The sequence below is a fragment of the Streptomyces sp. AgN23 genome, assembly GCF_001598115.1.
Lineage (GTDB): Bacteria > Actinomycetota > Actinomycetes > Streptomycetales > Streptomycetaceae > Streptomyces > Streptomyces antimycoticus.
In genome coordinates, this window is the sequence record NZ_CP007153.1 from 8729202 (window position 1) to 8744277 (window position 15076).

The 15076-nt window shown below is 71.6% G+C and carries 15 protein-coding genes; 10 read left to right on the forward strand and 5 right to left on the reverse strand.

Features of this window, described 5'->3' with window-relative positions; genetic code table 11:
• The first annotated feature begins 59 nt into the window (after positions 1-59).
• A complete protein-coding gene (gene fxsA, locus AS97_RS37820) occupies positions 60-668 on the forward strand; it encodes an FxsA family membrane protein (RefSeq protein WP_086706370.1) in 609 nt (202 codons plus the stop codon).
• A gap of 89 nt (positions 669-757) precedes the next feature.
• Here fxsA and AS97_RS37825 read toward each other — a convergent pair whose 3' ends face one another.
• Positions 758-1132, reverse strand: a complete 375-nt coding sequence (locus AS97_RS37825; protein ID WP_014056358.1) for an RNA polymerase-binding protein RbpA — start codon at positions 1130-1132, stop codon at positions 758-760.
• 256 nt (positions 1133-1388) lie between these two features.
• The gene (locus tag AS97_RS37830; RefSeq protein WP_210566468.1) at positions 1389-2045 is read right to left on the reverse strand and encodes a hypothetical protein; all 657 of its coding nucleotides are present in this window, start codon (positions 2043-2045) and stop codon (positions 1389-1391) included.
• 96 nt (positions 2046-2141) lie between these two features.
• On the opposite strand from AS97_RS37830, the gene AS97_RS37835 reads away from it, so the two are divergent.
• On the forward strand, positions 2142-3665 hold the full coding sequence (locus AS97_RS37835) for a PLP-dependent aminotransferase family protein (RefSeq protein ID WP_125761553.1): 1524 nt from the start codon (positions 2142-2144) through the stop codon (positions 3663-3665).
• A 71-nt stretch (positions 3666-3736) separates the two neighbouring features.
• On the opposite strand, the gene AS97_RS37840 is transcribed toward AS97_RS37835, so the two are convergent.
• Both AS97_RS37840 and AS97_RS37845 read right to left on the reverse strand, forming a co-directional pair.
• Positions 3737-5374: a hypothetical protein gene (locus AS97_RS37840; protein ID WP_210566469.1), complete on the reverse strand. Its 1638-nt coding sequence runs from the start codon at positions 5372-5374 to the stop codon at positions 3737-3739.
• A 1-nt stretch (position 5375) separates the two neighbouring features.
• Positions 5376-5570 (reverse strand): hypothetical protein, encoded by a 195-nt coding sequence (locus AS97_RS37845; protein WP_059146566.1) that lies wholly within the window; start codon positions 5568-5570, stop codon positions 5376-5378.
• A gap of 241 nt (positions 5571-5811) precedes the next feature.
• On the opposite strand from AS97_RS37845, the gene AS97_RS37850 reads away from it, so the two are divergent.
• The 4 genes from AS97_RS37850 to AS97_RS37865 all read left to right on the forward strand — a co-directional run bounded on the left by AS97_RS37850 (position 5812) and on the right by AS97_RS37865 (position 10231).
• On the forward strand, positions 5812-6234 hold the full coding sequence (locus AS97_RS37850; RefSeq protein WP_086711422.1) for an ankyrin repeat domain-containing protein: 423 nt from the start codon (positions 5812-5814) through the stop codon (positions 6232-6234).
• Between the two features lie 188 nt (positions 6235-6422).
• A complete protein-coding gene (locus tag AS97_RS37855) occupies positions 6423-7676 on the forward strand; it encodes an ROK family transcriptional regulator (RefSeq protein WP_086711424.1) in 1254 nt (417 codons plus the stop codon).
• A 129-nt stretch (positions 7677-7805) separates the two neighbouring features.
• A complete protein-coding gene (locus AS97_RS37860; protein WP_210566470.1) occupies positions 7806-9263 on the forward strand; it encodes an ROK family transcriptional regulator in 1458 nt (485 codons plus the stop codon).
• Between the two features lie 101 nt (positions 9264-9364).
• Positions 9365-10231 (forward strand): glycoside hydrolase family 16 protein, encoded by an 867-nt coding sequence (locus AS97_RS37865; RefSeq protein ID WP_059146562.1) that lies wholly within the window; start codon positions 9365-9367, stop codon positions 10229-10231.
• A gap of 294 nt (positions 10232-10525) precedes the next feature.
• On the opposite strand, the gene AS97_RS37870 is transcribed toward AS97_RS37865, so the two are convergent.
• Entirely contained in the window at positions 10526-11755 is a 1230-nt protein-coding gene (locus tag AS97_RS37870; RefSeq protein ID WP_247204613.1) for an MFS transporter, read from the reverse strand.
• Positions 11756-11834: 79 nt separating this feature from the next.
• Between AS97_RS37870 and AS97_RS37875 the strand changes: the two genes are divergently transcribed.
• From AS97_RS37875 to AS97_RS37890, 4 genes are all read left to right on the forward strand, one after another.
• Positions 11835-12887, forward strand: coding sequence for an AraC family transcriptional regulator (locus AS97_RS37875; RefSeq protein ID WP_125761643.1), 1053 nt, complete (start codon positions 11835-11837; stop codon positions 12885-12887).
• Between the two features lie 27 nt (positions 12888-12914).
• Positions 12915-14189 carry an amidase gene (locus AS97_RS37880; RefSeq protein WP_086711276.1) on the forward strand — a complete coding sequence of 425 codons (1275 nt, stop codon included), beginning with the start codon at positions 12915-12917 and terminating at the stop codon, positions 14187-14189.
• 36 nt (positions 14190-14225) lie between these two features.
• Positions 14226-14534, forward strand: coding sequence for a hypothetical protein (locus AS97_RS37885; RefSeq protein ID WP_059146559.1), 309 nt, complete (start codon positions 14226-14228; stop codon positions 14532-14534).
• A gap of 62 nt (positions 14535-14596) precedes the next feature.
• Complete coding sequence (locus tag AS97_RS37890) at positions 14597-15052, forward strand: peroxiredoxin (RefSeq protein ID WP_059146558.1); 456 nt, start codon at positions 14597-14599, stop codon at positions 15050-15052.
• Positions 15053-15076 lie beyond the last annotated feature (24 nt).

Below are 15076 nucleotides of genomic sequence, written 5' to 3' on the forward strand. Positions count from 1 at the left end.
TTGGCCACGCGGCCCCGGGCTCCGCATCGCGCACGGGCCCGGGCACACTTGGAGGCATGATGACCGGCGCATCGCAGCAGAGCGACCCGACCCGCCCGAAGCGCTCGCGCGCCCGCACCTTCGTGCCGCTGGGGATCGCCGCCTGGCTGGTTCTGGAGATCTGGCTGCTGACATTGGTGGCGGACCTGGCCGGTGGGCTGACCGTCTTCCTGCTGCTGGTCGCGGGCGTGGTGGTGGGCGGGGCCGTGGTCAAGCGCGGTGGCCGCCGGGCGTGGCAGAGCCTGGCCGCGTCGATGCGGCCGGGCGGCGAGGAGGAGCCCGCGGCGCGGCCCGGAAGCTCCTTCACCATGCTCGGCGGGCTGCTGCTCATGGTGCCGGGGCTGATATCGGACGTGGCCGCGCTGGTGTGCCTGTTCCCGCCGACCCGGGCGCTGCTGCGGCGCCGCGCGGAGAGCGCGCTGTCGCGCCGGATGGGCTTCGTCCCCGGATCGCCGTCCGACCCCTTCCTCCAAGCCCGTGAGGAGTGGGAGCGCCGGGGCGCGCAGGCGCGCGCGGAGCAGGGCACGGTGATCCAGGGCGAGGTGCTCAAGGACGGGGACGGCCACGGCCAGGACCGGGACGGCGATGGAGAGCCGGGCCCCGGACTGCGGCCGCGCGACCGGGGCTGAGCCACCGGGATCGCGCCAACGCGCACAAGGGCCGGGGCCACTGCTCAGCAGTGGCCCCGGCCCTTGTTATCTCAAGTCTGCCGCTCGGATCAGGCAGACTTACGTGTGTCCCGCGGATGCACGGCGATGTTCATGGCACCGGAGCGCAGGACCGCCAGCCGCTCGGCCAGCACCTCCTCGAGTTCCTCGCGGGTGCGCCGCTCCATGAGCATGTCCCAGTGCGTGCGCGCAGGCTTGCCCTTTTTCTCCTCAGGTCCGTCGCCGTCCACCAGGAGTGCCATGGCGCCGCACGCCTTGCACTCCCACTCCGGCGGGATCTCCGCCTCTACCGAGAACGGCATCTCAAATCGATGGCCGTTCTGGCATGCGTACTCCACCGCCTGGCGCGGGGCCAGATCGATGCCGCGGTCGGTCTCGTAGCTGGTCACCACGAGTCGCGTGCCGCGGAGAGCTCGCTCACTCATGAATCGTGCCTCCCGGGCTTGTCGCCCACAGGACAGGTGTCGCTGTCGTCGTCATCCGGTCAACGTCCGGTCGGCGGTGAAGATTCCCGTGTTGGGACATGCGTCGCCCGTCGTGCCGCCCCGTTGTTCTACCCACAGGCGCCCGGTTTGTCACATCTGGCAGCAGATGTCACCCAGCGTTTCTGGTACTTTAGCGCGCAGTAACGGTCCGCCTGGTAGGCCAAGGGCGTACACTACCGCTCCGATCGCGCCAGCCCTAAATCAGGTCCCGGACCTGCGGCTCGGCGCCGCCGCGCGCCACGATCCCGGGGGCCGGCGTCCCGGCGGGCGCGGGAATCGCGAAGACGCGCAGGAAGAACTGCGACAGCGGCCCGATGGTCAGCGCGAACAGCACCGTACCCAGCCCCACCGACCCGCCCAGAGCGAAACCGGTGGCCAGCACCGCCAGCTCGATCCCGGTCCGCACCAGCCGGAGCGACCACCCGGTGCGCCGGTGCAGCCCCGTCATCAGCCCGTCCCGCGGGCCCGCCCCGAACCGCGCCGAGATATAGAGCCCGGTGGCCGCGCCGCACAGCACGATCGCGAAGAGCAGCATCGGGATCCGCACCGCCAGCGCCTTCTGCTCCGGTATCAGCCACAAGGTGGCGTCCACCACCGGCCCGATCACCATCACATTCGACACCGTGCCCAGTCCGGGCCGCTCGCGCAGCGGGATCCACGGCAGCAGCGCGGCGAGGCCGACGACGACCGTCACCGTGCCGATCGACAGCGAGGTGTGCTCGGCGACGCCCTGGTGGAAGGCGTCCCAGGGGTCGAGACCGACGGCGGCACGCAACTGGAGCCCCATGGACGCGCCGTACAGGACGAGCCCCACGTAGAGCTGGACAAGGCGGCGTGGAAGGCGATCGGACAATGCGAGCTCCTGGTGTGAGTGGCCTGCGGCATGTCACTCTGTGGCCTGGAAGCAGTCCAGTTCTACGGCCAATTTTTGAAAGGTGGACCGCATTCGATGAGTCCATGGACGTCCGCGGTCGGCGCACCCCAACTGGCCCGGCTGCTCGGATCGCAGCACACCCGTGACGGTGTGGCCGCCGGGACCGCGGCCTCCCTGACCGGGGGGCGCCGCGTCCCCGCCTACCGCTCCCTCGCCGACGGCGTACGGCTGCTCATCCTGGAGGGCCGGGTTCCGGTCGCGGCACGCCTCCCCGCCGAGCGTGAGCTCGCCGCGGCGCTCGCGGTCAGCCGTACCACCGTCGCCGCCGCCTACGAGGCGCTGCGCGGCGAGGGGTTCCTGGAGTCCCGGCGCGGCGCCGGGAGCTGGACCGCCATGCCCGCCGGAAGCCCGCTGCCCACCCGGGGGCTCGATCCGCTCCCGCCCGAGGCCGCGGCCTCCGTCATCGACCTCGGCTGTGCCGCGCTGCCCGCCCCCGAACCGTGGCTCACCCGCGCCATGCACGGCGCCCTGGACGAACTGCCGCCCTACGCCCGCACCCACGGCGACTATCCCGCCGGACTGCCCGCCCTGCGCCAGGCGCTCGCCGACCGCTACACCGCAAGCGGCATACCGACCATGCCCGAGCAGATCATGGTCACCACCGGCGCCATGGGCGCGGTCGCCGCCGCCAGTCGGCTGATGGTCCGGCCCGGGGAGCGGGTCGCCGTCGAATCGCCCAGCTACGCCAACATCCTCCAGCTGATGCGGGAGGCGGGCGCCCGGCTCGTGCCCGTCGCCGTGGCCGGCCAACTCGGGGGCTGGGACATCCCGGCCTGGCGCCAGGTCCTCAGCGCCGCCGCGCCCCGGCTGGCCTATGTCATCGCCGACTTCCACAACCCCACCGGCGCCCTGGCCACCGAGGAGCAGCGCCGGCAGCTCGTCGATGCCGCCCGCGCCGCTGGAACCATCCTGATCGCCGACGAGACCATGACCGAGCTGCGCCTGGACGACGAGGTGGCGCTGCCCCGCCCGGTCTGCGCCTTCGACCCGGGCGGCAGCACCGTGATCACCGTCGGCTCGGCGAGCAAGTCCTTCTGGGCGGGGATGCGCATCGGCTGGGTGCGCGCCGCGCCCGATGTCATCCGCAGCCTGGTCGCCGCCCGCGCCTACGCGGACCTGGGCACCCCCGTCATCGAACAGCTCGCCGTCGCCTGGCTGCTGAACACCGGCGGCTGGGAGGAGGCCATCGAGGTGCGCCGGGCGCTCGCCCGTGACAACCGGGACGCGCTCGTCGACGCCGTCCGACGCCATCTGCCCGACTGGGAGTTCACCGTCCCGCACGGCGGCCTCACCCTCTGGGCCCGCACCGGCGGCCTCTCCGGCTCGCGCATCGCGGAGGCGGGCGCCCGGCTGGGGGTACGGGTGCCGTCGGGGCCTCGCTTCGGAGTGGACGGCGCGTTCGAGGGGTACGTACGGCTTCCGTTCACCGTCGGGGGTGCGGTCGCCGAGAAGGCCGCCACCCGGCTGGCCGCGGCCGCCGAACTGGTGGCCTCGGGCGCCACGCTCGAGGCCGAATCGCCCCGTACGTACGTGGCCTGACCTGCCGGGAGGTGACCCGCCGGGATGTGCCCCGGCGGGTCACCTCGTCATCGTCAGGGCGCTCCGCCGGGTCATCCGCCGACGGGCGCCGGGGCCTGGGGCGCGGCGGGGTCCGGGGCGGGGAGCAGCCGGAGCACCGCCTGCCGCTCGGCCTCACTCACCGCCTCGTCGTACGGATCGGGCGTGGCCGGCACCTGGAGGCGGTGCACCGGGCCCGCGCCGAGGCGGGCATAGCCGCGGCCCGGCGGCACCTCGGGCGTCGGCGTGGTGTGCGGCGGCGCCCCGAGGACGGCCGTGACCTGCTCGGAGGAGACCGGGCCCAGCACCACCCGGGCCCGGGTGTGGCGCCGCACGGCGTCGCTCAGCGCCTCGGCCGCATCCAGCTGATCGGCCACCACGACCCGTACGTTCGCCGCCCGTCCGTGCCGCAGCGGCACCGCCAGCAGCTCCTGCGGGTCGGTGCGGCCGTCGGCCGCCGCGAGATGGCTCATCGCCGACGGCCGGTCCAGCAGGATCCACAGCGGGCGCTGGATGTCGTCCGGCGGCGCATGCCCGAGCTGGCGGGCACGGTTGGCGCCGATCAGCCGGCGCTCCGTCTCATGGCCCGCCCACTCCAGCGTGGCCAGCATCCCGGCCAGCCCGGACTCCACCGCGAGCACCCCCGTACGCCCGCCCAGACACGCGTATTCGCCGGTGCCGCCGCCGTCCACCACCAGCACCTCGCCATGAGGCAGCGCCTGCAGCGCGATGGAGCGCAGCAGGGTCGTGGTGCCGCTGCCGGGCTGGCCGAGCGCGAGCAGATGCGGTTCGGTCGAGCGGGGGCCGGTGCGCCAGACCACCGGCGGTACGTCATGGGTCTCCGGTCCGTCCCCCGTCGCCCTCTCGACCCCCGTGCCGACCGCGTCCACCGCGTCCCCCGCGCTCTCCTCGCAGCTCTCCGGCGCCGCCAGCACCGGCAGCGTCCGCTGCACCGAGGACGGATCGGTGAAGCCCAGCACCGTCTCACCGGGCGCGGTGACGAAGCGCTGGGCGTGGATCGCGGTGGACAGGGCGGGCAGCACGGTCAGGCTGAGGCCGTTGGCCTCCTCGTCCCACTCGAACAGGTATTCACGGCCGCGTCCCGACTTCGCGTACAGCAACTGCTCGATCCGGGTGCGGGCCGCGGGCTCGCCGTCGGTGAAGTAGGCGGGGTAGCGGAGCCGCAGTCGGGTGAGCCGTCCGCCGTCATCGAAGGCGAAGGAGTCGAAGACCGTGGACCAGTCGCCGCCGTGGCTGTAGAGCGGGCTGGGGTCCTCGGAGGCGGAGAAGTACGGCACCAGGGCTTCGTAGAGCGTGCGCAGCCGCTCCGCCCCGTCCGTGCCGGGTGTCCCCGAGTCGGCGGGGGCGCGCCCCCGCCCGGCCCAGCCCGCGGCGCCGATCAGACTGATCGCCGCCGCCAGTGGCCCGTACGGCAGAAGGAAGAGAACGAAGCCGCAGGCGGCCACGAGGGTGAACACCGGCCCACGGCGGTCGCCCGGCAGCTCCACCCACTTGCGCCGCCCGGTGGCGGCGAGCAGGCGCAGCCCCCGGGAGAGCGCGACCAGGGGGTGGAGGACATCGGCGACGCCGTCGGCCGCGGTGCGGGCGAACGCGCGGCCGCGGAGGAACGGGATGAGCGGGGTGCCTTCGGCGCCGCCGAGGCGGAGGCGGGGGAGCGGTCTCCGGGCCACGTCAGATCTTGATCCCGCCCAGGAGGCTGGCGAGGCTCGCACCGCCCGCCTTGATGCTCGGCGCGATTGCGGTGGAGGCGAGATAGAAGCCGAAGAGCGCGCAGATGATGGCGTGCGACCCCTTCAGCCCGTCCTTGCGGAAGAAGATGAAGACGACGATGCCGAGCAGTACGACGCCGGAAATGGACAGGATCATCACGGTCTCCTGGCTGATGGGGGACGGTCAGTCACCATGAGTGGTTCCAGGATCACAGCATGTGGGGGCCGGGCAAAAGGTGCAATTGGGTGGATTATCGGTGTAATCATCACCATGGAGCCGTGGCGCTCCGAGTCGGCCGCCTCCTCCCGCGGGGGTGACCGCCTCCTCGGACGACTCGGTCGCCGTCCTTAGGGTGGGTGATCACACACCGAGGTAGCGAAGCCGGAGGCGACAGGCCATGACCCCATCGAACCCCGAGAGCGAGCCCGCCCACGACCCGGAGGTGCTGCAGCTGGCGTCCAAGGTCTTCGACCTGGCCCGGCAGGGGGAAACCGATACGCTCGCCGCCTACGTGGACGCGGGCGTCCCGGCCAACCTCACCAACGACAAGGGTGATTCCCTGCTCATGCTGGCGGCCTACTACGGCCACCCCGCGACGGTGTCGGCCCTGCTGGAGCGCGGCGCCGACCCCAATCGGGTGAACGAACGGGGCCAGACGCCCATCGCCGGGGCCGCCTTCAAGGGCGAGGAGGAGGTGCTGAGGGTGCTGCTGGCCAAGGGCGCCGACCCTCGCTCCGGATCGCCCTCGGCCGTCGAGACGGCGCGGATGTTCGGGCGGGAGGATCTGCTCGCGCTGTTCCAGGCGCCGGGCGCGGAGTAGCGGGGCCGCGTGGCGGGCGGCCGGGGGCGGCTTTGGCCGGCCGGTCGGCTGCCCTTGGCGAATCGGACGCCATTGACCGTTCAAAAGGTGAAGCGCGAGGCTTCATTCAGACCGTGAGTTAAGCGATGAAACCAGTCGGCGTCAAGAGCGGCCGCGTCAGGTAGGTTCGGGCCGGGGGAAGGAGCCCGATGGGTCAGATGAACCGACGGACCGTCCGCGACCTGCGGCGCGGCAACCGCTCGACGCTGCTGCGCCAGTTGTACTTCCAGGGTCCGGTGAGCCGTCAGGAACTGGGGGCGCTCACCGGGCTCAGCTCCGGTTCGGTCAGCAACGTCGTCGGCGAACTGCTCGCCGACGCGCTGGTGGAGGATGCCGGGTCCGTCGAGTCCGACGGCGGCCGCCCCCGCACGCTGCTGCGGGTCGCGCCGGGCAGCGGCCATCTCATCGGGGTCGACGTCGGCGAGACCCATGTGCGGGTGGAGCTGTTCGACCTCATGCTCACCGAACTGGCCCGGTGGGAGCATCCGCTGACGCCCGGCGGGCTGGAGAGGGACCCGGAGCCGGTCGTCGGCCACATCCTGACCGGCCTCGAAGCGGTCGTCGCCAAGAGCGGCACGGAGCCGGAGACGGTCATCGGCGTCGGGGTCGGTGTCCCCGGCGTCGTCGAACAGGGCGACGAGGTCCTCGTCCACGGTCCGACCGCCGGCCGGGACGCGGTGCCGCTGGAGCGGCTGCTGCGCACCGGCACCGATCTGCCGCTGTTCATCGACAACGGCGCCACCGCGCAGGGGCAGGCCGAGATGTGGTTCGGGGCGGGCCGCGGCGCGGACAACGCGGTGATCGCGCTGATCGGCTCCGGCGTCGGCGCGGCCATCGTGACCGCCGGGGCGCCGTACCGGGGCGCGACCAGCAGCGCGGGGGAGTGGGGGCACACGGTCGTCCAGGTCGGCGGGCGCGCCTGCCGGTGCGGTGCGGTCGGCTGTCTGGAGGCGTACGTCGGGGCGCAGGCGGTGCTCGACCGCTACGGGCGCGCGGCGCCCGGTGACCGCCCGGGGGAACGCGGCACGGACGGTGTCGGGGAGGGCGGCGCGGAGGGCGCCGGTGAGGACCAGCAGACCGCGTTCGCCGCGATCGTGGCGGCCGCCGGGACCGAGACGCGGGCGCGCGAGGTGCTGGAGGAGACCGCCGCCTATCTCGGCGCCGGTATCGCCGATCTGATCAACCTCTTCAACCCCGAGCGGATCATCCTCGGCGGCTGGGCCGGACTGCTCCTCGGCGGCCGGGTCCTCCCCAGGATCCGGGCCGCCACCGCCTCCTACGCACTGCACCGGCCGTATGCGCAGACCGAGATCGGGCTGGCCGAACTGGGGCCCGACGCCGTGGCATTGGGCGCGGCCACCCTTCCGCTGGCGCACTTCCTCGCCACCGGCGGAGCGCGCTGAGGGTTCGACTTCTGTCGGTTCAGGGGGAGTTGGGTCGGAGTCCGCCTCAAATTCTTTGAGACAGGAAGGTCCAGACCTATTGACATGACTCGAACAGGGCTGGACATTGTGTCTCCCCGGAGGTGACCGATGACGGCCCAGGCGCAGGCAGCCCAGCCCTCGCTGCGCACCACCGTGCGCGATCCGCGGCACGGCAGCCGCGCCGCACTGCTGTGGACGTTGTACTTCCACGCCCCGCTCACCCGGCAGGAGCTCGTCCGCCGTACGGGGCTCAGCGCCACCACCGTGCGCACGGTCATCGGCAAGCTGATCGCCGAAGGCGTCGTCACCGAAGGGGCCGTCACCAACGGCCTCATCGCCCCGAACGCCATCGCCCCGGACGCCGGCACCCAGAACACCATCGCCAACGGCACCGTCGTCAAAGACGCCGCCACCAGGGGTGCCGCCACCAAGGGCATCGCCACCGAAGGCGTCGGCACCGAGGCGGGAGCGGCCCCCGTCGCGGCGGGCCGCAGGGCCGCCGCCCGGCTGCGGCTGGTCCCCGAGCACCGGTACGTCATCGGCGTCGAGGTCGCCGACACCAGGGTCCGCGTCGGGCTGTTCGACCTCACCCTCACCCAACGGGCCGGTGTCGTCCACCCGTTAGCCCCCGAAGAGCGCGACGCCAAAGCCGTCGTCGGCCACATCCTGACCGGTCTCGACGCCGTCGTCGAGGAGGCCGGGACCTCCAAGGGCCACATCCTCGGCGTAGGCATCGGCGTATCGGCCACCGGCTGGAACGCCCTCCCCCTGGAGCGGTTGCTGAGCACCGGCACCGCGCTGCCCCTGCACATCGACAACGGCGCCGAGGCCATGGGCCGGGCCGAGATGTGGTTCGGCGCCGGACGCGGCGTCCAGCACGCGGTCGTCGCGGTCATCGGCTCCGGCGTCAGCGCGAGCGTCATCACCCACGGCACCCCCTACCGGGGCTCCACCAACAGCGCGGGTGAGTGGGGCCACACCACCGTCCAGGCCGGCGGCCGTCGCTGCCGGTGCGGCGCCCGCGGCTGCCTGGAGGCGTACGTCGGCGCCGAGGCGGTCCTGGAGCGCTTTCGGCAGGCCCGGCGCGGTCGCACCACCCCCGGCGCCGACCACGAGTCCACGTTCGCCGCGCTGCTCGCGGCCGCCGACACCTCATCGGCCGCACAGCGCGTCCTGGAGGAGGCGGCGGTGTATCTGGGCGCCGGGATCGCCAACCTGGTCAACCTCTTCAACCCGCAGCGGATCATCCTCGGCGGCTGGGCCGGCCTGCTGTTCGGTGCCCGCATGCTGCCCCGGATCCGCGAGACGGTCGCCGCGCAGGCGCTGCGCCGGCCGTACGCCCACACCACCATCGGGCTGTGCCGGCTCGGCCCTCACGCCGTGGCGCTCGGCGCCGCCACCGTCCCCGTCGGCCGCTTCCTCACCGAGGACGCGCACCGGCCCGCCCGTCGCCCGGCCACCACTCCCCGACGAGCGCTGACGGGCACCCCTCCCGACCGTCCCCCGACCGCCACCCCCCGACGAGCGCTGATGGGCACCCCTCCCACCCGCACGCCCGTGCCCTAGCGCCGCGGAACCCCGGCCCCCAACCGCCGGACGCACACCTTCCCCCCACCGGACCGGCACCCACCGGTCCCATCCCCCACACAGGAAGGCACCACCGCTCCATGAGAAAAACCGTGCGCAACACCGTGATCGGTCTGCTCTCCGCGACCGCGCTCGCCGCCACCCCCTGGCTCACCGCCCCGGCCACGGCCACCCCCACGACCGCCCACCAGGCCACCAACAAGGCCGCCGCCGAGTTCACCGACAACTTCGACGGCCCGGCGGGCAGCGGAGTCGACGGCTCCAAGTGGGGCGTGGAGACCGGCGACAACGTCAACAACCACGAGCGGCAGTACTACACCGACGGCAACAAGAACGCGGCGCTGGACGGCAACGGCAACCTTGTCATCACCGCCCGCAAGGAGAACCCGGCCGACTACAACTGCTGGTACGGCCGGTGCGAGTACACCTCCGCCCGCCTCAACACCTCGCAGAAGTTCACCACCGCCTCCGGCCATGTCGAGGCCCGGATGAAGCTGCCGCAGGGTCAGGGCATGTGGCCCGCCTTCTGGATGCTCGGCGATGACATCGGCAGCGCCGGCTGGCCCAACTGCGGCGAGATAGACATCATGGAGAACGTGGGCTTCGAGCCCAGCACCGTCCACGGCACTCTCCACGGCCCCGGCTACTCCGGCTCGGGCGGCATCGGCGCCGGCTACACCCTGCCGAACGGCGGCAAGTTCTCCGACGACTTCCACACCTTCGCCATCGACTGGTCGCCCAACAAGATCACCTGGTCCGTCGACGGCAACGTCTACCAGACCCGCACCCCCGCCGATCTCAACGGCAACCGCTGGGCCTTCGACCACCCCTTCTACATCATTCTCAACCTGGCCGTCGGCGGCTACTGGCCCGGCGACCCGGACGGCAACACCTCCTTCCCGCAGCAGTTGGTCGTCGACTACGTCAAGGTGACGGGCGGCAGCTGACGGAGACAGCCGATGTGGAGGCCCACTGAGCGGTGGCCTCGGTCGTCATCCGGGGCGGACCGCTTCCGAGACCGCCACGATGAGGGCTTCCACATCGGCTCCCCAGCGTGAGACCAGCGTGAGGTCACGGGCCGGGCCCACCCACAAGAGGTGGTTGCCGCCGTTGCCCCGGGCGCAGCGCCCGGGGCAACGGGGCCTGTGGCCACACCACGCGGCCGTCGTTGAGCCCACTCACCGGGCCGTCGTCCGGGCAATGCCTCATGTGATCAACCACTCGCACCTCTGTGGTTGATGTCAGTTCCTTACGAGGCGCCGGGGCGCCTTGACCCGCAGGAGGATCAGCGACGCGGAGGCGAGCAACACGACGCCGGAGACGGTGAATACGGTGACGACGCCGCCGATGCCGAAGATCAGACCGCCCGCGGCGGCCCCGCCGGCGATGGCGGACTGCACGCCCACCACCACGAGCCCGCCCGCGCTTTCCGCCTGGTCGGGCACCATCCGAGTCGCCCAGTTCGACCACGCCACCGACACGCCGCCAAAGGCCAGACCCCAGAGGACCACCAGAAATACGTACCCGGCTTGCCCGGCGGGAAGGAGCGCCACGCCCAGTGCCGCGACACCCATCAGCGCCGGCGTCAGCGTCAACGTCAGGCGCAGGCTGATCTCCAGAAGCCATCCGGACACCAGTGTGCCCACGAGGTTCGCCACTCCGAAGACGAAGAGCAGCAGCGCCAACGCATCGACGTCGACCTTCACCACGTTTTCCAGCGCGGGCCGGATATAGGTGAACAGCGCGTAGTGCCCAATGTGCACCAGCAGCATTCCTACGATGCCCACCCCGAAGCCCGGGCGGCGCAGCACCTCCCACAGCGTGCCCAGCCGTGCCGTGCCATGGGGCGCCATCCGGGGCAGCGTGAACAGCTGGAACAGCAACGTCACGACCCCGAGTCCGGCCGCCGCCAGGAAGGTGCTGCGCCAGCCGGCCAGGTCGCCGAGGTAGCTGCCGAGCGGCACCGCCACGATGGTCGCCACCGCGATGCCACTGAAGATGACCGATACCGCACGTGGCACCAGAGCCGCGGGCACCAGACGCATCGCCACCGCCGCGGCCATGCTCCAGAAGCCACCGAGCGCGACACCCAGCAGGATCCGCATCAGCATCAGCACGGCCATATTGGTGGCCACGGCCACCAGCACATTGGATATGATCAATAGGACGGTGAAGCCGAGCAGCACTATCCGTCGGTCGATTCTCCGGGTCAGGCTCGCGGTCAGCAATCCGGACATCATCGCGGCTGCCGCCGTTACCGTCACCGCCTGCCCCGCCACAGCTTCCGATACTCCTAGGTCGGCGGCCATCGGAGTCAACAAGCTGGTCGGCAGATATTCTGCCGTAAGCAATCCGAATACACCCATCGCCAGCGAGAACACCGCCGCCCAGGACGGTGAGACCGGTTCGGCCGGTACCCATTCCTCATCGGCCGTTTCGCCAGGCTTGGCATCGGGCACGGTGGTGCGCACATCACTACTCAACTGTTGCTTCTTCCTGAATCGCGTGAGAGCTTCGAGTCAAGGCTAGGCACGAATTTCAGGATGAGCTATGACAGAACGTCTGCAATATTTGACCGAGAGTCCGGGCGGGGTGTCTGTGGACGGGGTGTCTGCGGGGGGAGGGCCCGCGGGGCAGTTCGCCCTGTCGTCCGACCTCATCAGCGAGCTGCTGACCAGCATGCGGCTGCGCGGTGTCCGGTATCGTCGTGTCCACGCCGGTCCGAGGTTCGGCCTGAATTTCGATGCCAAGCCCGGACGCGCCTATTTCCATTTCCTCGCCGTCGGCTCCGCCGTCCTGCGCACCGAGGACGGAACTGTCCATGAGCTTTCGGCCGGCAACACCGTATTCATGCCCCATGGCGAATCCCATCAGCTGCTCTCCGGTACGGATATGCCGGTCCGGGGCATAGACAGTTTCGATGCGGTCCCGCTCAGTAATGCGGTGAGCGATGTGGATGCCTGCCCGAGTACCAATCCGAATCCCAGCGCGATATTCTTCAACGGCTTCATGGATTTCGACCTCGGGGGAATGCAGGGCCTCAGCCGGCTGATGCCCGAGGTCATGCTGGTCGATGCCGAGGGGAAGCGTTACCCCGGGCTCATGCCGATCCTCACGTCCATGAGGCGTGAAGTCTGCGCCGGACGTGTGGGCTTCGCCGGCATCCTCGCCCGGCTGGCCGAAGTGGCGGCGGCCATGATCGTGCGGGGCTGGATCGAATGCGGATGCGACAACACCTCCGGCCTCGTGGCCGCGTTGCGCGACCCCCGCCTGGCCCGCGCCATCCTGGCCCTGCACCGGCAGCCCGGGCATCACTGGACCGTGGCCGAGCTGGCGGCGGAATGCAATGTCTCCCGGTCTGTCTTCGCGGACCGATTCCAAACGACGATCGGCATGCCGCCCCTGCGCTACGCCACGGAGCTGCGGATGCTCCTCGCCAGCCAGTGGCTGGCCCAGGACACCGCGCCGATCCAGTCCGTGGCGCAGCGTCTCGGCTACACCTCTCAGGCCGCCTTCAGCCGTGCCTTCAAGCGCGTCACCGGCCGGCCGCCCGGCGCCAGCAGGGACATCCCACGGGCAAGGGCGGCTGAGGAGGTGGGCTGACGCGGGGGCGGCGTAGCCTCGGGGTTCATGGACACCTCCTGTGCCACCGCGGCCGCGCATGTCTGTGACCGGATCGAGGCCGCCGACGGGGAGATTCGGGCCTTCGTCCCCGAACCCGGCCGCCGTGAGCGGCTGTCGCATGAGGCGCGGGCGGCCGATGAGCGGTGGGACGGTCCGGGCGGGCGGCCGGCGCTGTTCGGCGTGCCGGTGGGCGTCAAGGACATCGTGCACGTCGACGGGTTGCCCACGCGAGCCGGTTCGGACGTTCCGGCCGAGGCGCTGGCCGGGCCGCAGGCGTCGCTCGTCGATCGGCTGCGGGCGGCGGGGGCGCTGGTGGCGGGAAAGACCGTCACCGCCGAGTTCGCCGTGACCGCTCCCGGTCCCACCCGCAATCCGCACCATCTCGGCCACACTCCGGGCGGCTCCAGCAGCGGTTCGGCCGCGGCCGTGGCGGCGGGGATGGTGCCGCTGGCGGTCGGGACCCAGACGATCGGTTCGATGATCCGCCCGGCCGCCTACTGCGGGGTCGTCGGCTTCAAGCCGACCCACGGCCGCATCCCCTCCGACGGCGTGATCGCCAACGCCCCGACCTTCGACACCGTGGGCCTCTTCGCCCCCGACATGGCGACCCTCGCCCCGGCGGCCGCCGTGCTGTGCGACGGCTGGCGGCCGTGCGGCGACGGCGGGGCGGCGGCGGGGCGGCGGCCGGTGCTCGGCATCCCGCTCGGCTCGTACCTCGACCGCGCCGACGCCGAGGCCAGAAGCTCCTTCGAGGAGCGGGCTGGGCGCCTGGAGGCGGCCGGATTCACGGTCCGCCGCATGCCCTTCCCGGACGACTTCGACCGGGTCGTGGCGGAACGGCTGGTGATCGGCCGCTACGAGTTGGCGCGGACCCACGCCGTATGGTTTCCGCGCTACGCGGAGCGGTACCGCGCGCAGACCGCCGAGGCGATCCGGCAGGGCCAGCGGATCGGTGACGACGCGTACGCCGCGGCCCTGCGCGAGCGTGCCGCCTTCCGCGACCGGCTGGTGGCCGCCATGGACCGGGACGGCATCGACCTGTGGATCACCCCGGCCGCCACGGGTCCCGCGCCGTTCGGCCTGAAGAGCACCGGCGACTCCGTGATGAGCCTCCCCTGGAGCTACGCGGGAGTCCCCGCCCTGGCCCTGCCCGCGGGGCGGGCGGCGGACTCCCTTCCGCTGGGGATGCAGTGCGTGGCCAGGCCGGGGGCGGATGAGCGATTGCTGGGATGGGCCCTCGATATGGAGTCGACCCTCGCCGGGTCTTCGGCACCCGTATGATGGGCATCCACTCCCATGTACGGAGTTGGGGACGAGATGAGTGCCACATGGTGGCTTATGCAAGGTGAGGCCGCGGTCGGCGAGTTGCGCCAGTACGGGGTCGACCAGCCGGTTTTTCTGTGCCACTTCACGCCGGGACCGGCCTGGGAAGCCGTCCGGGCGCATTTCGAGGCATGGTCCGCGCTGCGCGGACCGGATCCCGACGGAAGCCGTACCGCCCAGGTCATCCGGTCCATCATGGACCTCGGGCTGCGGCTGGTCCCCACCGACGACAGCCCGTCGATGACGCTGTTCACCGAGTGCATCCTGCGCATCGACGGCCATACCGCCCGGCTGCGCTGCTGACTCGCCGCTGAGCACGTCCGTTTCCCCCGCCGCTCCGGGCGGGTGGCGGGTAGCGTGCCCCCATGAACATCGGTGATGTGGTCGAGGACTTCGAGCTGCCGGACGAGAACGGCGCCGCCCGTTCGCTCAGTGGGCTGCTGGCGGACGGTCCGGTGGTGCTGTTCTTCTATCCGGCGGCCTTCACCCCCGGCTGTACCAAACAGGCGTGCCACTTCCGGGACATCGCGGCGGAGTTCAAGGAGCTCGGCGCCCAGCCGGTCGGGGTCAGCGCCGATTCGGTCGAGAAGCAGGCGGAGTTCGCCCATGCGTACTCCTTCGGCTATCCGCTGCTGTCGGATCCGGAGGGGACGGTTCGGGAGCGGTTCGGGGTGAAGCGCGGGATCGCGGCGGTGCCGACCAAGCGGGTCACCTTTGTCATTGACACCGACCGCAAGGTGCTGGAGATCGTCAAGAGCGAGTTCCGGATGAGCGTGCACGCGGACCGTGCGCTCGAGGCGCTGCGCGGCAGGAGCGCCTAAGGCCGCCCGGGCGGCCGCGTACGG

Coding starts and splice junctions, on each gene's coding strand:
- AS97_RS37890 (WP_059146558.1), top strand. CDS start 14,597: ATGAACATCGGTGATGTGGTCGAGGACTTCGAGCTGCCGGACGAGAAC.
- AS97_RS37825 (WP_014056358.1), bottom strand. CDS start 1,132: ATGAGTGAGCGAGCTCTCCGCGGCACGCGACTCGTGGTGACCAGCTAC.
- AS97_RS37835 (WP_125761553.1), top strand. CDS start 2,142: ATGAGTCCATGGACGTCCGCGGTCGGCGCACCCCAACTGGCCCGGCTG.
- AS97_RS37850 (WP_086711422.1), top strand. CDS start 5,812: ATGACCCCATCGAACCCCGAGAGCGAGCCCGCCCACGACCCGGAGGTG.
- fxsA (WP_086706370.1), top strand. CDS start 60: ATGACCGGCGCATCGCAGCAGAGCGACCCGACCCGCCCGAAGCGCTCG.
- AS97_RS37860 (WP_210566470.1), top strand. CDS start 7,806: ATGACGGCCCAGGCGCAGGCAGCCCAGCCCTCGCTGCGCACCACCGTG.
- AS97_RS37845 (WP_059146566.1), bottom strand. CDS start 5,570: ATGATCCTGTCCATTTCCGGCGTCGTACTGCTCGGCATCGTCGTCTTC.
- AS97_RS37880 (WP_086711276.1), top strand. CDS start 12,915: ATGGACACCTCCTGTGCCACCGCGGCCGCGCATGTCTGTGACCGGATC.
- AS97_RS37855 (WP_086711424.1), top strand. CDS start 6,423: ATGGGTCAGATGAACCGACGGACCGTCCGCGACCTGCGGCGCGGCAAC.
- AS97_RS37865 (WP_059146562.1), top strand. CDS start 9,365: ATGAGAAAAACCGTGCGCAACACCGTGATCGGTCTGCTCTCCGCGACC.
- AS97_RS37875 (WP_125761643.1), top strand. CDS start 11,835: ATGACAGAACGTCTGCAATATTTGACCGAGAGTCCGGGCGGGGTGTCT.
- AS97_RS37885 (WP_059146559.1), top strand. CDS start 14,226: ATGAGTGCCACATGGTGGCTTATGCAAGGTGAGGCCGCGGTCGGCGAG.